Annotated in this window: 16 protein-coding genes, 2 tRNA genes and 3 rRNA genes; 13 read left to right on the top strand and 8 right to left on the bottom strand. The window is 35.5% G+C overall.

Going from position 1 to position 21,641, the window contains the following annotated elements; all coding sequences use genetic code 11:
- Positions 1 to 117 precede the first annotated feature (117 nt).
- The 6 genes from pafA to ACNFIH_RS17410 all read right to left on the bottom strand — a co-directional run bounded on the left by pafA (position 118) and on the right by ACNFIH_RS17410 (position 7,301).
- Positions 118 to 1,758, bottom strand: a complete 1,641-nt coding sequence (pafA, locus tag ACNFIH_RS17435) for an alkaline phosphatase PafA (RefSeq protein ID WP_426484080.1) — start codon at positions 1,756 to 1,758, stop codon at positions 118 to 120.
- A 373-nt stretch (positions 1,759 to 2,131) separates the two neighbouring features.
- Positions 2,132 to 2,241 (bottom strand): 5S ribosomal RNA (gene rrf / locus ACNFIH_RS17430).
- A gap of 164 nt (positions 2,242 to 2,405) precedes the next feature.
- Positions 2,406 to 5,287, bottom strand: a 23S ribosomal RNA gene (locus ACNFIH_RS17425).
- Positions 5,288 to 5,423: 136 nt separating this feature from the next.
- Positions 5,424 to 5,497 (bottom strand) — tRNA-Ala (locus tag ACNFIH_RS17420).
- Between the two features lie 89 nt (positions 5,498 to 5,586).
- A tRNA-Ile gene (locus ACNFIH_RS17415) sits at positions 5,587 to 5,660 on the bottom strand.
- A gap of 127 nt (positions 5,661 to 5,787) precedes the next feature.
- A 16S ribosomal RNA gene (locus ACNFIH_RS17410) occupies positions 5,788 to 7,301 on the bottom strand.
- Together the 16S, 23S and 5S rRNA genes with 2 tRNA genes alongside form the textbook arrangement of a ribosomal RNA operon.
- Before the next feature lie 624 nt (positions 7,302 to 7,925).
- Here ACNFIH_RS17410 and ACNFIH_RS17405 point away from each other — a divergent pair.
- From ACNFIH_RS17405 to ACNFIH_RS17345, 13 genes are all read left to right on the top strand, one after another.
- On the top strand, positions 7,926 to 8,186 hold the full coding sequence (locus ACNFIH_RS17405) for a hypothetical protein (protein WP_426484079.1): 261 nt from the start codon (positions 7,926 to 7,928) through the stop codon (positions 8,184 to 8,186).
- Between the two features lie 200 nt (positions 8,187 to 8,386).
- On the top strand, positions 8,387 to 10,333 hold the full coding sequence (gene thrS, locus ACNFIH_RS17400; protein ID WP_035649539.1) for a threonine--tRNA ligase: 1,947 nt from the start codon (positions 8,387 to 8,389) through the stop codon (positions 10,331 to 10,333).
- 22 nt (positions 10,334 to 10,355) lie between these two features.
- A complete protein-coding gene (gene infC / locus ACNFIH_RS17395) occupies positions 10,356 to 10,907 on the top strand; it encodes a translation initiation factor IF-3 (RefSeq protein WP_081909355.1) in 552 nt (183 codons plus the stop codon).
- A gap of 116 nt (positions 10,908 to 11,023) precedes the next feature.
- Complete coding sequence (gene rpmI / locus ACNFIH_RS17390) at positions 11,024 to 11,221, top strand: 50S ribosomal protein L35 (RefSeq protein WP_007810722.1); 198 nt, start codon at positions 11,024 to 11,026, stop codon at positions 11,219 to 11,221.
- Between the two features lie 101 nt (positions 11,222 to 11,322).
- Positions 11,323 to 11,667 carry a 50S ribosomal protein L20 gene (gene rplT, locus ACNFIH_RS17385; RefSeq protein WP_035649542.1) on the top strand — a complete coding sequence of 115 codons (345 nt, stop codon included), beginning with the start codon at positions 11,323 to 11,325 and terminating at the stop codon, positions 11,665 to 11,667.
- A 107-nt stretch (positions 11,668 to 11,774) separates the two neighbouring features.
- Entirely contained in the window at positions 11,775 to 12,590 is an 816-nt protein-coding gene (locus ACNFIH_RS17380; RefSeq protein ID WP_426484078.1) for a hypothetical protein, read from the top strand.
- A gap of 75 nt (positions 12,591 to 12,665) precedes the next feature.
- Positions 12,666 to 13,238 carry a Crp/Fnr family transcriptional regulator gene (locus tag ACNFIH_RS17375; protein ID WP_426484077.1) on the top strand — a complete coding sequence of 191 codons (573 nt, stop codon included), beginning with the start codon at positions 12,666 to 12,668 and terminating at the stop codon, positions 13,236 to 13,238.
- Positions 13,239 to 13,317: 79 nt separating this feature from the next.
- On the top strand, positions 13,318 to 13,752 hold the full coding sequence (locus ACNFIH_RS17370; protein WP_142451738.1) for a carboxymuconolactone decarboxylase family protein: 435 nt from the start codon (positions 13,318 to 13,320) through the stop codon (positions 13,750 to 13,752).
- A gap of 168 nt (positions 13,753 to 13,920) precedes the next feature.
- Positions 13,921 to 15,642 (top strand): tetratricopeptide repeat-containing sensor histidine kinase, encoded by a 1,722-nt coding sequence (locus ACNFIH_RS17365; RefSeq protein WP_426484076.1) that lies wholly within the window; start codon positions 13,921 to 13,923, stop codon positions 15,640 to 15,642.
- Entirely contained in the window at positions 15,639 to 17,429 is a 1,791-nt protein-coding gene (locus tag ACNFIH_RS17360; RefSeq protein WP_426484075.1) for a tetratricopeptide repeat-containing sensor histidine kinase, read from the top strand. The genes ACNFIH_RS17365 and ACNFIH_RS17360 overlap by 4 nt, the downstream gene beginning before the upstream one ends.
- Before the next feature lie 11 nt (positions 17,430 to 17,440).
- Positions 17,441 to 18,109, top strand: a complete 669-nt coding sequence (locus ACNFIH_RS17355) for a response regulator (RefSeq protein WP_426484074.1) — start codon at positions 17,441 to 17,443, stop codon at positions 18,107 to 18,109.
- A 143-nt stretch (positions 18,110 to 18,252) separates the two neighbouring features.
- On the top strand, positions 18,253 to 18,420 hold the full coding sequence (locus tag ACNFIH_RS17350; RefSeq protein WP_154275323.1) for a hypothetical protein: 168 nt from the start codon (positions 18,253 to 18,255) through the stop codon (positions 18,418 to 18,420).
- Between the two features lie 51 nt (positions 18,421 to 18,471).
- Positions 18,472 to 19,275 (top strand): endonuclease/exonuclease/phosphatase family protein, encoded by an 804-nt coding sequence (locus ACNFIH_RS17345; protein ID WP_426484073.1) that lies wholly within the window; start codon positions 18,472 to 18,474, stop codon positions 19,273 to 19,275.
- Position 19,276: 1 nt separating this feature from the next.
- On the opposite strand, the gene ACNFIH_RS17340 is transcribed toward ACNFIH_RS17345, so the two are convergent.
- A complete protein-coding gene (locus tag ACNFIH_RS17340; protein WP_035649564.1) occupies positions 19,277 to 20,536 on the bottom strand; it encodes a hypothetical protein in 1,260 nt (419 codons plus the stop codon).
- A 334-nt stretch (positions 20,537 to 20,870) separates the two neighbouring features.
- On the bottom strand, positions 20,871 to 21,536 hold the full coding sequence (locus tag ACNFIH_RS17335; protein WP_426484072.1) for a response regulator: 666 nt from the start codon (positions 21,534 to 21,536) through the stop codon (positions 20,871 to 20,873).
- Between the last annotated feature and the right edge of the window lie 105 nt (positions 21,537 to 21,641).

The following is a 21,641-nucleotide window of genomic DNA, read 5'->3' as shown; positions in this document are numbered from 1 at the left end:
TTAAAATAAGTGCTTACTAAACACTACTTAAAAGGCTTTTCTTAATTGAAAAGCCTTTTTTTATGCAAAAACAAAAGCCAGTCAATTGACTGGCTTTTGTTTTTTATTTATTGTGAATTATTTTTTAGTATTCAAAACTTCTTTTTTCTCATCTAAAACTTCTTGCATTACTTTTGCTTCAGTTCCATTAGGGAAAGCAACTTTGATTTTTTGTGCAACAGTTGGAGCAATTTCCGTAATCGCTTTTTTATCATATGATTCACCTTTTTTAATATGCCACCCGAAAAATATAGCAGGCACATGAGTATCATAACTATAAGGCGTTCCATGTGATGTACCTGTTGGTGAATATTCTATATTACCCGGTTTATCAATTACAACCATATCACCATCTTGTGTTACATCGTAACCTTTTGCAACAAAATTTAAGTAATAATCATTTCCTGCGTTAGCTAAAATTTCTTCCTCCGTATATACTTTTTTAACTTGTGGCTGCGCAATCAAAAATTCTTTAAAAGCTTGTTTCACTTTTGTCAATTCTAAGCCTTTATCCTTGATGATTTGTTTATTGAAGTAAATATTAAAGTTGGAATAATTCAGTAATAAGTCGACTCCATAAGTTTTAACTGAAAAATCCTGAAGACTTTTGCGCACATCTTTTGAGGGATAATTATCAACATTATATTTACGATCTTTCAAATAAATCACATTCTCAGCTCCGGCATGATCTGCAGTTAAAAATAAAAGATAATTTCCTTTACCAACAGTTTTATCTAAATAAGCTAAAAAGTCAGCAATAGTTTGATCTAATCTTAAATAAGTATCTTGAAGTTCCATTGAGCGTGGTCCAAGTAAATGCCCAACATAATCCGTAGAAGAAAAACTTACAGTTAAGAAATCTGCAATATCGTCCTTACCAAGATTTTCTTTTTCAATAGCTCTTTTTGCAAATTCAGCTAATAAATCATTTCCAAATGGGGTTGATCTAATAACTCCCGCATCATTCTTCTCATACATTGTTTTTAAATCATATGGAAAAACCGGTGCAGCACTTCCGTACAATTTACCTTCATACGGATTATTATCAGGAAGACTTTCATTATAAACCGAAGCTGGTTTATACAAATCCCAACCTTTATTGATATATTTCAAATAATTTTTTTCATTATTGAATTCCGTTACCCAGTCTGGCAATTTTTCTCCATAAAAAGTACTCGAGATAAAAGAACCAGTCTTACTGTACCAAAAAGCCCAATTAGCAAAATGACCAGCAGGCAAAATTGCACCACGATCTTTAAGGCTCATTCCAATAACTTTTCCTTGGAAATTAGTTGCCATTCTAACTTCGTCTGTAATGGTAGTACTCTGAAGATTTTTCGGAGACATTGCACCTTCTTCGACAGTTCCATCGCCAACCGTTTTTACTCCTGCATCATCAGTACAATATGTTTCTTTGCCTAAAGTTCTACTAAACCACTCATTACCAACTATACCATGAGTTGCTGGCGTTGTACCTGTGTAAATTGAAGCGTGGCCTGGTGCAGTATAAGTTGGCATATAATTATAATGCATATTCTGAAAAGTGAATCCTTCATTCATTAATTTCTTGAACCCATTTTGTGTAAAATCATCTGAAAAACGATATAAATATTCCATTTTCATCTGATCTACAACAATACCAACAACCAACTTAGGGCGCTGTTGAGCATTTAAATTTGCAATAACAAACAATGTCAACAATACAATAGTTTTTTTCATACTTAAATTATAATATTTATAACAAAAATAAGTATTCACATTTAAAAAGGCTAGCTCAGGCTAATTTAAAACCTAAAATTGACTTTAATTTAACAGAATTACGTCACTTGATAAAATACTATATTATTAATTGAATTTAAAATACAACGTAAAAAATATTTTGAGCGTTTCCCTCTGGGCCGTGCTGTCCGCTGTATCTTTTGCGGGAGCAGTTTCAGGGGAAATAGAGCAGCTGCCGGTTTCCCGCAAAAGGATGCCGCTCCCATCACTAACGCGCTTCGGGGTAAATGATAAGTTTCAGTTCCAGAAGATTTCTCCAAAGTGGTTATAAAACAAAAAATCCCTCCCGATAAATCGGGAAGGATTCTCAAAAGAAAGGCGACGACATACTCTCCCACAAAATTGCAGTACCATCTGCGCAGGCGGGCTTAACTTCTCTGTTCGGGATGGGAAGAGGTGAGCCCCGCCGCAATAACCACCTTAAGGTTTTTAGTTGTTGGTTTTTGGTTGTCGGATTTCTCCATCAACTATCAACTCTTGACCATCAACTGCTCTGCGTCGAGCTAATATTTTAACATACTGAGATAAAGAAAAGAAGTATTTGTTTAGAAAGTTTCCTCCCTCCGATTGCTCGGAGGGAAAAGGGTGTACATAAGCTTACGGATTATTAGTACTACTCGACTATGACATTACTGCCTTTACATCTATAGCCTATCAACGTGGTCATCTTCCACGATCCTTAAAAGAAATCTCATCTTGTGGTGGGTTTCGCGCTTATATGCTTTCAGCGCTTATCCCTTCCCAACGTAGCTACTCTGCGGTGCCCCTGGCGGGACAACAGATACACTAGAGGTTAGTCCAATTCGGTCCTCTCGTACTAGAATCAGATCCACTCAAATTTCTAACGCCCACAGTAGATAGAGACCGAACTGTCTCACGACGTTCTGAACCCAGCTCGCGTGCCACTTTAATGGGCGAACAGCCCAACCCTTGGGACCTTCTCCAGCCCCAGGATGTGACGAGCCGACATCGAGGTGCCAAACCCCCCCGTCGATATGAGCTCTTGGGGGAGATCAGCCTGTTATCCCCGGCGTACCTTTTATCCTTTGAGCGATGGCCCTTCCATGCGGAACCACCGGATCACTATGCTCTACTTTCGTACCTGATCGACCTGTATGTCTCTCAGTCAAGCTCCCTTATGCCATTGCACTCTACGCACGGTTACCAAGCGTACTGAGGGAACCTTTAGAAGCCTCCGTTACTCTTTTGGAGGCGACCACCCCAGTCAAACTACCCACCAAGCACTGTCCCCCGCAACACGGGGTTAGGCCTCAGATAAACAAAGGGTTGTATTTCAACAATGACTCCACAACGCCTGGCGACGCCGCTTCACAGTCTCCAACCTATCCTACACATCATTTATCCAAGGTCAATACTAAGCTATAGTAAAGGTGCACAGGGTCTTTTCGTCCCACTGCGGGTAAACGGCATCTTCACCGTTACTACAATTTCACCGAGCTCATGGCTGAGACAGTGTCCAGATCGTTACACCATTCGTGCAGGTCGGAACTTACCCGACAAGGAATTTCGCTACCTTAGGACCGTTATAGTTACGGCCGCCGTTTACTGGGGCTTCAATTCAATGCTTCTCCGAAGATAACATCTCCTCTTAACCTTCCAGCACCGGGCAGGTGTCAGGCCCTATACTTCATCTTACGATTTTGCAGAGCCCTGTGTTTTTGATAAACAGTCGCCTGGACCTCTTCACTGCGGCCCCCATTGCTGGGGGCGACCTTTCTCCCGAAGTTACAGGTCTATTTTGCCTAATTCCTTAGCCATGAATCTCTCGAGCACCTTAGGATTCTCTCCTCAACTACCTGTGTCGGTTTACGGTACTGGTACTAATTACCTGAAGTTTAGAGGTTTTTCTTGGAAGCCCTTAGGCGCACTATCTCTTTGTCCGAAGACTCCGAGTACTATCGTATTTCACCAAAACCTGCGGATTTGCCTACAGGTCTTATAGCTAGGTACTTCAACGAACTATTCCGTCAGTTCGCGGCGCTTTCATCACTCCGTCACCCCATCACAGTAATTAGTAGTACGGGAATATTAACCCGTTGGCCATCGACTGTCCCTTTCGGGTTCGCCTTAGGACCAGACTAACCCACAGCTGATTAGCATAGCTGTGGAAACCTTAGTTTTTCGGTGTGCGGGTTTCTCGCCCGCATTATCGTTACTTATGCCTACATTTTCTTTTCTGACCAGTCCAGCATACCTTACGATACACCTTCAACCCTGTCAGAATGCTCCCCTACCACTTGCAATTGCTTGCAAATCCATAGCTTCGGTAATATGTTTATGCCCGATTATTATCCATGCTCGTCCGCTCGACTAGTGAGCTGTTACGCACTCTTTAAATGAATGGCTGCTTCCAAGCCAACATCCTAGCTGTCTGGGCAGACAAACCTCGTTCTTTCAACTTAACATATATTTGGGGACCTTAGCTGATGGTCTGGGTTCTTTCCCTCTCGGACTTGGACCTTAGCACCCAAGCCCTCACTGCTGTGAAACATTATATAGCATTCGGAGTTTGTCAGGAATTGGTAGGCGGTGAAGCCCCCGCATCCAATCAGTAGCTCTACCTCTATATAACTATCATCAGCGCTGCACCTAAATGCATTTCGGGGAGTACGAGCTATTTCCGAGTTTGATTGGCCTTTCACCCCTACCCACAGGTCATCCGAAGACTTTTCAACGTCAACCGGTTCGGTCCTCCACTGTGTGTTACCACAGCTTCAACCTGCCCATGGGTAGATCACACGGTTTCGCGTCTAACACTACTGACTAAAGCGCCCTATTCAGACTCGCTTTCGCTACGGATCCATGGCTTAACCACTTATCCTTGCCAGCAACGTTAACTCGTAGGCTCATTATGCAAAAGGCACGCCGTCACCCCACTAAAGGGCTCCGACCGCTTGTAAGCGTATGGTTTCAGGATCTATTTCACTCCGTTATTCACGGTTCTTTTCACCTTTCCCTCACGGTACTGGTTCACTATCGGTCTCTCAGGAGTATTTAGCCTTAGCGGATGGTCCCGCCAAATTCAGACAGGGTTTCACGTGCCCCGCCCTACTCAGGATACCACTATTCATTACATTTATTACCCATACGGGGCTATCACCCTCTATGGCGTCACTTTCCAATAACTTCCGGTTCTGCATGCATGAAATGTCGTGGTCCTACAACCCCAACAATGCCGTAACATTATTGGTTTGGGCTAATCCGCGTTCGCTCGCCACTACTTACGGAATCACTTTTGTTTTCTTCTCCTCCGCCTACTTAGATGTTTCAGTTCAGCGGGTTTGCCCACCTATCGGTGTACTATGTCTTCAACATAGTGGGTTGCCCCATTCGGATATCTGCGGATCAATCGATGTGTGCTCGTCCCCGCAGCTTTTCGCAGCTTATCACGTCCTTCTTCGCCTCTGAGAGCCTAGGCATCCCCCATACGCCCTTATTTTGCTTATTGTACCAATCTTGTTCCTAAAAACAAGACCGTTTTTTTTTGTTTTCTACAATAAATTGTAAAAAACGCTTTCTACTTTTTATTATTTTCTTATCTCAATATGTCAATGAACTTTTATTTACTTCTTCAAGTAAATTCGTGGAGAATAACGGAGTCGAACCGTTGACCTCCTGCGTGCAAGGCAGGCGCTCTAGCCAGCTGAGCTAATCCCCCAATCTAATTATGAATTGTGAATTATGAATTATGAATTTATATTCATAAGAACTCAACTCTAGAATTTCCTTTTTTTTTAAGCCAAATAGTAGTCCCGGGCAGACTCGAACTGCCGACCCCTACATTATCAGTGTAGTACTCTAACCAGCTGAGCTACGAGACTCTGTTTTACTTAAGTTTTATCATTTTTTTAAATTAACAGCAAGAGTAATAAAATCCTCAATTCAGACCCATTTCGATCCGCATCTTTTTTCCCCAACGTGTGCAAGCACTAACATTCGAGGCTCTAGAAAGGAGGTGTTCCAGCCGCACCTTCCGGTACGGCTACCTTGTTACGACTTAGCCCTAGTTACCAGTTTTACCCTAGGCAGCTCCTTGCGGTCACCGACTTCAGGCACCCCCAGCTTCCATGGCTTGACGGGCGGTGTGTACAAGGCCCGGGAACGTATTCACCGGATCATGGCTGATATCCGATTACTAGCGATTCCAGCTTCACGGAGTCGAGTTGCAGACTCCGATCCGAACTGTGACCGGCTTTGTAGATTCGCTCCTGGTCACCCAGTGGCTGCTCTCTGTACCGGCCATTGTAGCACGTGTGTAGCCCAAGGCGTAAGGGCCGTGATGATTTGACGTCATCCCCACCTTCCTCACAGTTTGCACTGGCAGTCTTGTTAGAGTTCCCGACATGACTCGCTGGCAACTAACAACAGGGGTTGCGCTCGTTATAGGACTTAACCTGACACCTCACGGCACGAGCTGACGACAACCATGCAGCACCTTGTAAATTGTCTTGCGAAAGTTCTGTTTCCAAAACGGTCAATCTACATTTAAGCCTTGGTAAGGTTCCTCGCGTATCATCGAATTAAACCACATGCTCCACCGCTTGTGCGGGCCCCCGTCAATTCCTTTGAGTTTCATTCTTGCGAACGTACTCCCCAGGTGGGATACTTATCACTTTCGCTTAGCCACTGAAGTTGCCCCCAACAGCTAGTATCCATCGTTTACGGCGTGGACTACCAGGGTATCTAATCCTGTTCGCTACCCACGCTTTCGTCCATCAGCGTCAATCCATTAGTAGTAACCTGCCTTCGCAATTGGTATTCCATGTAATCTCTAAGCATTTCACCGCTACACTACATATTCTAGTTACTTCCTAATAATTCAAGTTCAGCAGTATCAATGGCCGTTCCACCGTTGAGCGATGGGCTTTCACCACTGACTTACTAAACCGCCTACGGACCCTTTAAACCCAATGATTCCGGATAACGCTTGGATCCTCCGTATTACCGCGGCTGCTGGCACGGAGTTAGCCGATCCTTATTCTTACGATACCGTCAAGACATTACACGTAATGTTGTTTCTTCTCGTACAAAAGCAGTTTACAATCCATAGGACCGTCATCCTGCACGCGGCATGGCTGGTTCAGGCTTGCGCCCATTGACCAATATTCCTCACTGCTGCCTCCCGTAGGAGTCTGGTCCGTGTCTCAGTACCAGTGTGGGGGATCTCCCTCTCAGGACCCCTACCCATCGTTGCCTTGGTAAGCCGTTACCTTACCAACTAGCTAATGGGACGCATGCTCATCTTTCACCGTTGTGACTTTAATAGTGTGTTGATGCCAACTCACTATACTATGAGGTATTAATCCAAATTTCTCTGGGCTATCCCTCTGTGAAAGGTAGATTGCATACGCGTTACGCACCCGTGCGCCGGTCTCTAGCTCCGAAGAACTATACCCCTCGACTTGCATGTGTTAAGCCTGCCGCTAGCGTTCATCCTGAGCCAGGATCAAACTCTTCATCGTATATTTTAATATTATATAGTCGATGCTTCCTCTAGTGGTTCTTTTCGAATCTATCGATTCCATTACTCTTATTCTATTTGTTCCGATTCTCATCGGAACGGCTGTCAATTCAATATGTCTACGAACGTAATTTTGTTTCCTTCGCTTGTCTCTCAAAGCGGGTGCAAAACTAAAAATTCTTTTTGTTTCTCGCAAGAAAAATTTAAAAAAATTTGAAACTTTTTTTTCGTCTCATATTCCAAACTTTCCTCCCAATCTCTCAATGAACTTTCCGTGTTTTGCGGGGTGCAAATGTAAAAAGCATTTTCAAATCTCACAAGCTTTTCGAAATCTTTTTTTGAAAATATTTTTCAGTTTAAATCGTCTCGCTTGCCAGTATTTCAGTGAACGCCTTTCGTTGTTGCGGGTGCAAAAGTAGAACCTTTATTCAGTTATACAAGCTTTTTTAGCCTCTTTTTTTCATCTTTTTTCGGATTATTTCTTAACTCACTGATAACGGATTCTTTACAAATCATTTTTTTTTGATTCTTTGTAGCGTTTTTCTGAATTACAGTGAGGTTTTCATGATTTTAGCGGGTTTTCATATCCAGCTTTTAGCGGATTTTTAATCTTTCGGCTTCTTTTATGATAAGGAAACAACCTTTTGAAGTGGATTCTCCGGCGCTTTTGATCCCGGAAAGACAGCAAAGCATTAGATTTTCTCTATTCAAGGCCCTCTTTGGTCTTTTATTTCGGGGGATTTCTGCTGAAAACAACTGCCCTAGCCCCGATAGCAGCGGAAATCCTTTTGCTTTTTTCTTTAAAAAGCAAAAGATTGAAGCGGATAGCGGGAAACAGCTCCTTATATACAATCCAAAATTCGGGCTTTCTACTCTTACTATATAGTATAGCTTTCTATATACATATATATGTATAGAAAAAAACAAACCCGACAGGTTTTGAATTTCTATCGACTTGTACAAACAAAATCTACTATTATATGTGGTAATCATTTTATACATATATATATAATAGAGCAATCTTCTCAATATATATTGTATGTATTTTTGTAATCATGTATATTTGCATTCACAAAATTATAAACAATGATCAAGATTACTTTACCCGATGGGTCAATTAGAGAGTTCGCTCAAGGCGTAACTCCAATGGAGGTCGCTAAAAACATTAGCGAAGGTTTTGCACGAAATGTTATTTCTGCATCTTTTAATGGTACAACTATTGAAACCGAGACTCCATTGACGACCGATGGTAATCTTATATTATATACTTGGAATGATGCTGAAGGTAAAAAAGCTTTCTGGCATTCGACTTCGCACGTAATGGCGCAAGCTCTTGAGGAATTATACCCTGGGATCAAATTAACTCTTGGACCTGCGATTGCTAATGGATTCTATTATGATGTTGATTTTGAAGATCAGAAAATTTCTGAAGCAGACTTTAAAAAGATTGAAGACCGTATTCTTGAAATTTCGAGAGGAAAATACGATTTCAAAATGCGTCCTGTAACTAAAGCCGAAGCTTTAGAAATGTATAAAGATAACGTTTACAAAACTGAATTGATTTCGAATTTAGAAGACGGAACTATTACATTTTGTGATCATGCTACTTTTACTGATTTATGCCGTGGAGGACACATTCCAAATACTGGAATTATCAAAGCTGTAAAAATCATGAGTGTTGCTGGTGCTTACTGGAGAGGTGATGAAAAAAACAAACAGCTAACTCGTGTTTACGGAACTTCTTTCCCTAAACAAAAAGATTTAACTGAGTACCTTGAACTTCTTGAAGAAGCAAAACGCCGTGATCACCGTAAATTAGGAAAGGAATTAGAATTATTTGCTTTCTCACAAAAAGTTGGTCAAGGTTTACCGCTATGGTTACCAAAAGGCGCTGCACTTAGAGAACGTTTAGAGCAATTCTTAAAGAGAGCTCAAAAGAAAGCAGGTTACGAGCAAGTTGTGAGTCCACATATTGGTCAAAAAGAACTTTATGTAACTTCTGGTCACTATGCAAAATATGGCGCTGATAGTTTTCAGCCAATTCACACTCCAGCAGAAGGTGAAGAGTTTTTATTGAAACCAATGAACTGTCCTCACCACTGTGAGATTTACAATGTTCGTCCTTGGTCTTATAAAGACTTGCCAAAACGTTATGCTGAATTTGGTACTGTATATAGATATGAGCAATCTGGCGAATTACACGGTTTAACTCGTGTTAGAGGATTTACTCAGGATGATGCGCATATTTTCTGTACTCCAGAACAATTAGACGAAGAGTTTAAAAAAGTAATTGACCTTGTATTATATGTATTTGGTTCATTAGGTTTTGAAAACTTTACAGCTCAAATTTCATTGAGAGATCAAGAAAACAGAGAGAAATATATTGGTACTGACGAAAATTGGGAGAAAGCTGAAAATGCTATTATCAACGCAGCAAGGGATAAAGGTCTTAATACTGTTGTAGAATATGGTGAAGCAGCATTCTATGGTCCTAAACTGGATTTCATGGTAAAAGATGCTTTAGGAAGACAATGGCAATTAGGAACAATACAAGTAGATTACAACTTGCCAGAGCGTTTTGATTTGACTTATAAAGGTGCTGATAATGAATTACATCGACCAGTTATGATTCACAGAGCTCCTTTTGGATCTATGGAACGATTTATAGCAATTTTACTAGAACACACTGCAGGAAATTTCCCACTTTGGCTAATGCCTGAACAGGCTATAATCTTGTCTTTGAGCGAGAAATACGAAAATTATGCTAAAAAAGTTTTAGATTTGCTAGAAAATCACGAAATTCGCGCCCTAATTGACAATCGAAACGAGACAATTGGCAAGAAAATTAGGGATGCAGAAATGCAAAAAATCCCATTTATGCTGATTGTAGGCGAAGAAGAAGAGAAAAACGGCACTATTTCTATTCGTCGCCACGGACAAGAAGGAAAAGGTAACATTACAGTTTCTATCGAAGAATTTGCTTCGATTGTAAACGAAGAAATAAAAAAAACATTAAAAGTTTTTACAGTTTAACTTAAATTATAAAGTCATAGCAATAAGAAGCAACAGAGGTTTTCAACCTCGAGTAGAAAAAAAGGACGCACACAGGATAAATAACAATATCCGTGGTGTACAAGAAGTAAGACTAGTGGGTGAAAACATCGAACCAGGTGTTTTTAAACTTGCAGATGCTTTGCGATTAGCAGATCAGTTCGAATTAGATTTGGTTGAAATTTCACCAAATGCTGAGCCACCGGTTTGTAAAATCATGGATTACAAGAAATTTGTTTACGAACAAAAGAAACGTGATAAAGCTCTAAAAGCTAAGTCAACTCAGGTTGTAGTAAAAGAAATTCGTTTTGGTCCTCAAACAGATGAGCATGATTATGAATTTAAAAGAAAGAATGCTGAAAAGTTCCTTAAAGAAGGTGCAAAATTAAAAGCTTTCGTATTCTTTAAAGGACGTTCTATCATCTATAAAGATCAAGGGCAAATTTTATTATTGCGTTTGGCTACGGATTTGGAAGAACATGGTAAAGTTGAAGCGATGCCAGTTTTGGAAGGAAAGAGAATGATTATGTTCATTGCTCCTAAGAAAAAGAAATAAGTCTTAAAGTACAAAGTCTTAAAGTCAAAAGTCACAAACTGACTTTTGCCTTTTGACTTTCAAATTTTTTGACTCAAGATATAAGTAAGTAAGAATAAATTAAAACACTAGGAAAAATGCCTAAAATGAAAACTAAATCTAGCGCTAAGAAACGTTTTAAAGTTACTGGTTCTGGAAAGATTAAAAGAAAGCATGCTTTTAAAAGTCACATCTTGACTAAAAAATCTAAAAAACGTAAATTAGCTTTGACTCACTCAGCGCTAGTTCACTCAACAGATATGAAAAGCATCAAACAACAATTAAGAATTATCTAATAATTCTTTAGGTTAAAAAATTATTTATATAACCTTGGAGTATGGCCATTAAGTTCCTTTGATTCAATTCAGGACGCCTGCTACAAAAACACATTAAAATTATGCCAAGATCGGTAAATTCAGTTGCTAAAAGAGCAAGAAGAAAAAAAATAATGAAGCAAGCCAAAGGTTTCTTTGGAAGACGTAAAAACGTTTGGACAGTTGCTAAGAATGCAGTAGAGAAAGCAATGTGCTACGCTTACCGCGATAGAAAACAAAACAAAAGAAATTTCCGTTCATTATGGATTCAACGTATCAACGCTGGAGCTAGATTAGAAGGAATGTCTTATTCTCAATTCATGGGGAAAGTTAAAGCTAACGGAATCGAATTGAACCGTAAAGTTCTTGCAGATTTAGCTATGAACCACCCAGAAGCTTTCAAAGCTATTCTTAATAAAGTAAAATAAAACGTTTTATAAACTCAATTTAAGATTACTTACTTATTATAGAAAACCATTCGTTAACGCGAATGGTTTTTTGTTTTCAATCCTTTTTTAATTTCAATTGACTTTAAATGAAAAGACTCATTTTAATTTTGTTCATGCTGCAGATTGCCTCAGTCAAATCACAGGAGAATACTTTAGACAAGAATTCCATCACTACTATAATTGGTGTAATTGACAAACGAGATTCTAATTGTCTTTCTGAAATAAAAAGAGCCAAAATGGATTTCAAATTTCAAGAAATTCTTTACTATATTGAACCAGAAGGTTATCTTGATAGCGATTACAAAAGACATCACTCCTATTTAAAAGAATTACTTAAAGAAAAGAAAATTGAATTTCGTTATTCTAGTGAACCTGAATTTTCATTATACCGAATTGGAAACGAAGCAGAAAGCTACCCTGCAGTTACAAATTGCTACTACAAAGCCTCAAATGAGCTATTAAATCTCAAATATGGGCATAACTTTACAAAACAGATTGAAAGAAGCGCAGATAGCTTGTATGTAATGAGTAGAATAGAAATCCCTTTTGAATATCCAAATGGAGTAGACGACTATTGTTTGATATATCCAAGTGCATCCGAGTTCTTAGAACAAAAAAGGCAAATTCAAAAAGATTTCTTTACAGTCTTTAAGTTTCCAAATGACTTTATCAAAAGCATAAATCAAAGGGATTTTTTCGCGAAGACAAACTTCATTATTAAAAGAGATTCTAAAATATCAGATATTAATATTGAAATTAACTTTACAAATCCCGAGAATAAAAAATACAGCGATTCAATTGTTAGCCAGCTTAGAAACTTTATTGAAAACGCTAATTGGAAAGCAGCTGTTTCTAGTGGTGTCTTAGTAAACAGCAAATTTGCCATCAATTTCTATAATTAAATTATTTTGTCCTCTAATATTTTCTATCACAAACAAAATTTAAAAAGTAACTTTGCATAAAACCTAACCTTTTTTATGTACAAACCACTTTTTGATCATATTGGAAAATTCATTGTTTTAGAACCTTCAGAAATTGATAAATTAGAATCGGCTCTTACTCTTTCTAAAATTAAAAAGAAAGAGCATGTATTAGAAGAAGGTCAAATTTGCAGCACTATCTATTTTATAATTAAAGGCTGCATGAGGCAATATATTATCAACTCGAAAGGTGTAGAACAAACATTACAATTTGGCATCGAAAACTGGTGGATTACAGATTATCTGAGCTACCACAATCATATTCCATCCAGCTTTTATTTACAGGCAGTAGAAAACACAGAAGTAATTGCAATTGAGAAAACTGTATTGGAAGCACTTTTAATTGAAATTCCGAGTCTGGAGCGATATTTTAGAATTGTATCTCAAAAAACATTTGGCGCAATGCAAATGCGAATTAAATTCTTATTCACTATGTCGGCTGAAGAAAGATATCATCATTTTAACGATCATTTCCCAGAATTTGTTCAACGTGTTCCTCAATATATGATAGCATCTTATTTAGATTTTTCAGCAGAGTTTATGAGTAAAATTAGGGCAGGAAAAGTCTGATTCGACTTTCTTGAAGTAGTTCAAGTTTTTACAAGCATACATTACTGACCTTTGTAATGAACTTTTAAAACATATAAAAATGAAATCAAGAATCGTTATCCCGCAAGTTGCCCCTGAAGCTTACCAAGCCATGTTAGGCCTAGAAAAATATATTGCTTCTACTTCCCTATCTCCAGTACACAAGGAGTTAATCAAAATTAGAGCATCGCAAATCAACGGCTGTGCTTATTGTATAAACATGCATACAGCGGATGCAAGAAAATTAGGCGTAACGGAACAACGCATTTATTTGCTAAGTGCTTGGCGTGAAGCTGATTTTTACAGTGAAGAAGAAAAAGCAATATTGGCACTTACTGAAGAAATAACTTTAATTAGTAATCACGTTTCAGAAGAAGTATATCAAAATGCTGCAAAACTATTTGACGAAAAATATCTAGCTGAAATCATTTTAGCCATTATTACAATTAATGCCTGGAACAGAATTGGAATTGCTACCGGAATGAGAGCAGAATAATTTTATAAAGATAAATTTTACAACAAATTCACGCGTACACACCCTTCTATTGAAGGGTGTGTTTGTATATGCCTGTAAATGAGATTCCGAAATTTATTTTTTTCAAACTAAAACAAAATACCGTATTTATACGTGGTTGTAAGAAATATAATTTTCTATTTTTGGCGCATGGTTACAAAAAGAATACGATTTTCTTGGCCTATTTTGTTTCTTCTTCTGTTGTTTTTTGCCTGTCAGAAGAAAAAAAATAGTACAGAGAAAATCACAAACAATAAGGTCGAAATAGAAAAGATAATTAATGCTGCTGATTTATTTTATAAGAATAAACAGCTCGATAGCGCATTTTATCTTTACAATAAAGCAAGAGCAAACTGTAACCAAAACGAAGATGCTAAAAGCTATGTATACTGCATGTATTACATGGCCGAAATTCAACAGGACCATGAAGACTTTATTGGAAGCACTATAACCGCAACAGAAACATTTCCTTTTTTAAATAAAATTACTGATTCAGAATATGTATGGAATATCTATAGCGTTTTAGGCAGAAATTATTATTATACTTATGACTACCCGAATGCTATTTATTATTATTCTAAAGCATTTATTTTAAAAAGCAATCGAATTAATAAACTTGAAGCAGAAAATAATATCGCCGTTATTTATATAAAACAGCGAAAATTCAATGAAGCCCTGCGAATTTTTCTTTCAATAAGTAAAGAAAAAATTATACAACAAAACCCCGCATATTATTCAAAAATACTCGATTATATTGGGCATTGCTATTATAGACTTAAGGATCCTAGAGCATTGTCTTATTTTCAAAAAAGTATTGAAATAAAATCTGAAGCAAAAGATCAAGATGGCCTGGGCCGAACTTATTATAATCTTGCTGACTATTATGAAAAAGACAATGCAGCTTTATCAATGAAATATGCAAAATTAAGTTATGAAAATTTCACTTCGGCCGGCAATATTGATGATTGTTTACTTGCTCTGAAATTGATTATAAATAATAGCTCAGATATAGAGACAAAGAAAAATACACTTATATATATAAAATTAGTGGATAGTATTTATGAAGTCAGACAAAAAGCAAAAAATAAATTTGCAAAAATTAAATATGATTCTAAAAAAGAAAAAATAGAAAACTTAAAACTAAAAGCTCAAAAAATTAAAAATGAGCTTCAAATAGAAAAACAGGAAAGAAGAAATATCATTTCATATGTCATAATCATAGTAGCATTATGCCTTATTATCTTTCTTTATTTTTATTTAACCGCACGAGCAAATCGTGAAAAAATTGAAGCAACTTATCAGAGTGAAACTAGAATGTCAAAAAAATTACATGATGAATTAGCTAATGATGTCTATCATGCTATGGCATTTATAGAAAACAAAAATCTTTCTGCTGAAGAAAACAGTACTCATTTATTAAAAAAGATAGATGATATTTATTCCCGAACGCGAAATATTTCAAAGGAAAATAATCCCGTTTTGAGCGATCAGAATTTTACTGTTCAGCTTAAAGAAATGATTTCGAGATTCAACACCACTAATGTAAATCTTCTACTAAATGATTTGGACACAATTTCGTGGAATAAAGTCGATAAAATAAAAAAAATATCAGTTTACAGAGCTATACAAGAATTACTTGTAAACATGAAAAAACATAGCGAGGCCAGCTTAGTTGCAATAACTTTTAAAGAAAAAGACAATACTATTATAATCAATTATACTGATAATGGGAAAGGAATAGATACAAGCAAAATGATTTTGAAAAACGGCTTGCACAATATGGAAAATCGAATTCATAGTATTCAAGGCGAAATCGATATTCATTCAGAGTTTGGAAAAGGTTTTAAAGTTCTAATTAAATTCCCATTATGATAATTAAGAACTTAATTCGTTTTTTTTACAAAAAACTCGTTGTTTTTTACTTGCTATTCTTTTCTATCGTATTGGCAACAATTTTTTCTATACAATTTTCTCAGGCAAAAAACCTGCAGATAAAATACATCAAAAAAGACCGTACAGCCGAAATAAAACAAATGCAAGAAAAAGCATTTGCTTTTTTTGATTCCGGAAAACATGACAGCGCACTTTTTTATTTCAACAAAACACAATTATTATGTAATCCAAAAGAAGATTATGCAGATTACTATGTTGGCTCATTAAATCATATGGTTGAAATCCTGCAACGATATGGTGATTATTACGAAGCAGAAGCCACACTTATAAAAGGATTCCCCTATTTAGAAAAAACAACCAATGTAAAGTATGCCGTCAATGCTTATACATTCATGGCTTATAACTATTTGTATACATATGATTACGAAAAGGCATTATATTATCATAAAAAAGCATTAAAAACAGCGTTTTCTACATTTCGAAAATCGCGAATATTATCTGAAATTGCATTTGTCTATATGCACCAAAAAAAATATCAAGAGGCGATAGATTTATTAGAACCAATATCTAAATACAAAATTGTCGATAAAATCACCCCTTCGAATACAGATTATCAACATGCCGCTTTATTGTATAATCTAGGCCTTTCCTATTTATATCTTGGAAATCACAAAGAACAAGCATTCAAGTGCTTTGACGAAAGCTTAAAATTAACTCTTACACTAAACGATGATTATGAACTAATTGGCAGCTATCACTCTTTTTACAGATATTATTTAAAATACAATAATCCAAGGCTAAAAAAAATTAACGCAGAGAAAGCCTACTATTGTGCAAAAAGAGCAAAATCTTCAACAAATGAAATTAATATGTTGGCACAACTTATTGAGGCCGATAATCCCAAAAATTCAAAAAAATACTGGAAAATTTATATTAGAAAGATTGACAGCCTTATTGTAAGCAGAAAAAAAGCAAAAAATCAATTTGCTGATATTATATATAATTCAAAAAAAGATAAAGAAGAAAATCTAGAACTAAAAAATCAAAAAGCGGAAAAAGAATTGCAACTAGAAAGACAAAAAAACCGTAATATCATTTTATATATTTCTATATCGTTTGTTCTTTCAGCATTCTTATTTTTATTTTTCCATCTTTTCAAAAAAAGTAAAAAAGAAAAAAATGAAGCTATCTATATAAGTGAAGCCAGAATTTCTAAAAAATTAGATACTGAACTTGCTAACGATTTGTATCAAACTTTAATCCTCATCAAAAAAGGAAATCTGGAACAAAATGAAAATAAAGATCAGCTTTTAAATAACCTTGAAAATATATATTCAAAAACTAGAAACATTTCTAAAGAAAACAGCTTTATTACCACTGATGAAAATTATGTTTTTGAATTAAAAGAAATGATTTCAGGTTTTAAAACCGAAAAAGTGAACATTCTACTTCAAGGTTTTGATGTCGTTCGTTGGAACCAAATTGAAAAAAACAAAAAAATAATGCTCTATAGAGTACTTCAGGAAATGTTTCGTAACATGAAAAAACACAGCGAAGCAAGCTTAGTTAGTGTTACATTAAAAATATCGAATAGCCTCTTAACTGTTTTATATGCTGATAATGGTGTTGGAACAACAAATAATCCTCTAATTCTTAAAAATGGTCTTCAAAATGTGGAAAACCGTATAAAAACTATAAAAGGAACTATTACTTTTGATAAAAATTCTGACAAAGGTTTTAAAGTAAGTTTTACATTCCCAATTTAAAAGAAAATTATATGTTCAAAAAGGTTTTAGTTGCCGAAGATTTAGACAGCATAAGCATAGCTGTAATTCAAGTACTTGAAGACTTAAAAGTTCCTATGATCGACCATGTAAAATATTGTGATGATGGTTTATTAAAAATAAAAAAAGCAATTGCTGATAATGCTCCTTACGATTTATTAATTAGTGATTTATCATTCAAGATTGATCATAGAAAAAACCAGCTGACTAGTGGTGAAGATCTTGTTGAAGCCGCTAATAAAGTACAACCTGAGTTAAAAAAAATTATTTTTTCTATAGAAGACAAATCGTACCGCATAAAATCATTATTCAATGATTTGGGCATTAATGCATACGTATCTAAAGGCAGAAATAGTATCGAAGAATTAAGAAAAGCTATTGAGAAAGTTTATCAGAATGAAGAAAAAATATTATCATCTGATTTATCTTTTAGTTTTAATGACAAATCTCTAATTGAAATTGAATCATATGATATTTCAATTTTATCGCTTTTAGCAAAAGGCTATATTTTAGAGCATATTTCAAATGAATTCAAAGCATTATCGATAACGCCAAATGGAACCAGTAGTATTGAAAAACGAATCAACAAATTAAAAATATATTTTAAAGCAAATAATAATGTTCATTTAATTGCTATTGCAAAAGATTTTGGTTTGGTTTAATTAACATTTTCATTACGGTTTTCCGTAAGGAAATGCCCTTTTATACTCATAAATTTGTGTACAATTCTATTAACTGACCAATGAAACCTAAATATCGCATTAATTTTTTAGCAAAAATTAATACAACCAAAAACAGAATTATTATGAAAACAATGCTTCTTTGTATCTTTCTATCTGTAAGTTTTGCATTTGTATCTGAAAAATCAGGTGGTTATGAGATTGAATGGAAAATGATTTTTATTCCGGCGCTGCTAGTATTACAAATCATTATTATTTCGACTGCATTAAAAAACAGATATAAAAAGAATTAATCCCTTTTAGTCAAAACTTGTAATGCTTATATTTGAATTTTTAAATTTCGAATGAAAACCATTTTAAGCATTGTTCTTTCTTTTTTTACGTTCCTTTCTTTTTCACAAACAAAAATTCTGTCTTGGAATTTAGAAAATTATGGGAAATCAAAATCTGAATCCGAAATAAACTTTATCGCAAATGTAGTTCTCGACTACGATATCATTGCCATTCAGGAAGTTGTTGCCGGTTATGGTGGCGCGCAGGCAATTGCAAAACTTACTTCAGTTTTAAACGAAAAAGGCTCAAAATGGGCTTATGCAATCAGTGACCCAACAACCAGCAGTAGTTATAAGGCCGAACGTTATGCCTTTATTTGGAAAACAAGTAAAGCAAAATTAAAAGGGAAACCGTGGCTTGAAAAAAAATATACTTTAGAAATTGATCGCGAACCTTATTACGCCACATTTGAAATTGGCAAAAAGACCATCACTTTAAGTAACTTTCATGCCATCACCAAAAATAAAAACCCAGAAACCGAAATAAAGTATTTTAAATTTATACCTAACTCCTACCCTGATTTGAATTTGATTTTTATGGGGGATTTTAATTGTCCGCAATCACATACGGTATTTTTTCCATTAAAGAAAATGGGGTATACTTCTGCTTTAATAAATCAAAAAACGACATTAAAACAAAAATGCAAAAATACCGAATGTCTAGCTTCAGAATTTGACAATATATTTTACAAAACGTCAAATCTAAACTATATAAATTCAGGCATAATTCCGTTTTACAAAAAGTTCAATTCAATGACGGAAGCCCGAAAAATATCCGATCATTTACCAATTTGGCTGGAATTTTCTTTAAATTAATTTAGGTCTTAAGCTTCTTCTTTTTTGCCGCAGGAAACAAAACATTGTTCAAAATTAATCGATAACCAGGAGAATTAGGGTGCAAATCTAAAACAGTTGGCGGATCTCCAACTTGATGTTGAAAATCTTCCGGATCATGTCCTCCAAAAAAAGTAAACATTCCTTTTCCTTTTTCTCCATGAATGTATCTTGATTCACCATTTAATTCACAGGTACCCATTATTAAAACATTTGATTTAATTAATGCAGTATCAAACGAAGTCGTTTGCCCCATAAATCCTTTAACCAACTGAGTGTGGTTTTGACATAACATACTCGGAATTGGATCCCATTTTGCTGAAAATTCCATCAAAGTAAAATAATCTTTTTCCATTGGAACTTTACGTTTTAGCGTCATATCAATATCTGAAAACTCATAAACTTCTGGTCTTCTTTCCAAAGTGAAATTTTTAAAAGCAAAAGAATTTCCATAATCTAATTTTGACTGATAATTAGAATCACTTGGGTCACCATCAAACATAGCTTCACAAATATCAACACCATCAGCGGCAAGTGCAATATCAAAACTATCTGTTGCAGAGCACATAGCAAACATAAAACCACCACCAATTACAAAATCCCGAATTTTTTTGGCAACAGCTCCTTTTTCCTGAGAAACTTTGGCATAACCTAATTTTGCAGCTAAAGCCTCAGCATCTTTTTTCTGATCAATATACCATGGCGTATTTTTATATGCCGCATAAAATTTACCATATTGACCTGTAAAATCCTCATGATGCAAGTGAAGCCAATCATATAATAATAATTGATCGCTCAAAACTTCTTCATCATATATTGGCGTAAAGGGAATTTCGGCATAAGTAAGAACTAAAGTTACCGCATCATCCCAAGGTTGTTTCCCTTTTGGAGTATACACCGCAATTTTTGGAGCTTTTTCCAAAATAACCGATTCCATATTTTGAGACGGACTAGAAATATCATTTAAAATTGCCGCTTCTTCACTATCAGATAAAACTTCAAAGCTTACACCTCGAATTTTACATTCTTTTCTAATTTCTTCGGCATCAGGCAATAAAAATGAACCTCCTCTATAATTTAGAAGCCAGCTTGCCTTATAATCTTTACTCAAACACCAATAGGTAATTCCGTAAGCTTTAAGGTGATTTTGCTGTGTCGTTTCGTCCATTGGAAGTAAAATAAAGGACGCTTTTGCAGAAAACGAAAGCAATACTATAAAGATAAAAACTAAACTCTTCTTCATTAAAAAATTATTTTAGTAAAGATATAAAGGAAGCTTGTAAAATACTATAGTTGCTCTTGTTTTATGATTGAAAGAAAAGTTAAAAAATTAACTTTTTATATAAGAATATAAAAACAGGTATAAACACCTATTTCACAAAAGCAAATTCTGATTACATTTGGTATCCCAAATCATTGAGATATAAATCAATGAAAACGAAAAATATGAAATTTAACGAAAGTAATAACCAGCCTAAAGGATTAAATGTCATTCAAAAAATTGGGATTTGCGTACTAGTTCTTACCATCATCTTGTATTACGTTCTGTCAATACAATTTCTAACAGCCTAAAAAAATTAAAGCGTCAAAACAGCAATTTCATTTTGTATCGCATACACAACTAATCCAGCAATATTTCTTGATTCTGTTTTAAGAAGCAAATTATTGCGATGCCCCTCAACTGTTCTCGGACTTAAAAAAAGATGTTCTGCAATTTCAGTAGTTGTTTTTTGCTGACATATAAGTTGGAGAATTTCAATTTCACGAGGAGAAAGAAAACTAGTTTCCAGGTTAACTTTTGATGTTTTTGACGAAACAATCGTTTCCTGAATTATTTTTAATACATTCTCGTTATAATAAAATCCTTTTTTTGCAACTTCATTAATAGTATGTATCAAATCTTTTGGAGTTGTATTTTTTATCAGATAGGCAACAGCACCAACCTGAATCATATTGGCAATAAATGATTTTGTATCGTAGCTGGTAAGGGCAATTATTTTAATATCCGGATAAGATTTACGAATAATCTTTGTGGCTTCGACGCCGTTAAGAACCGGCATCTTCAAATCCATTACAATAATATCTGGTTTTATTTCGCTTTCTTCTAAGCTGGCCAGAAGTTCTTCGCCATTTGATGCTTCAAAAATAATTTCGATATTTTCTTCTCTCTGCAACAAAAAGGCAATTCCTTTTCGAAATAAAACTTCATCATCTACTAAAGCAATTTTAACAGCAGCTTTCATTTTTTATTCTGTTTTTGGTCATTTGGTTTGCCGAATTTACAAAATATGTAGCAAACAATAACCGAAGAAAGCTAATATGTCGATTTAAAACTACAAATAATACAT

Origin of the sequence: Flavobacterium sp. 2, from assembly GCF_049949195.1 — a bacterium.
Taxonomy (GTDB): domain Bacteria; phylum Bacteroidota; class Bacteroidia; order Flavobacteriales; family Flavobacteriaceae; genus Flavobacterium.
Note: the sequence above shows the minus strand (reverse complement) of the source record. Positions and strands in the feature narration are given on the sequence as shown.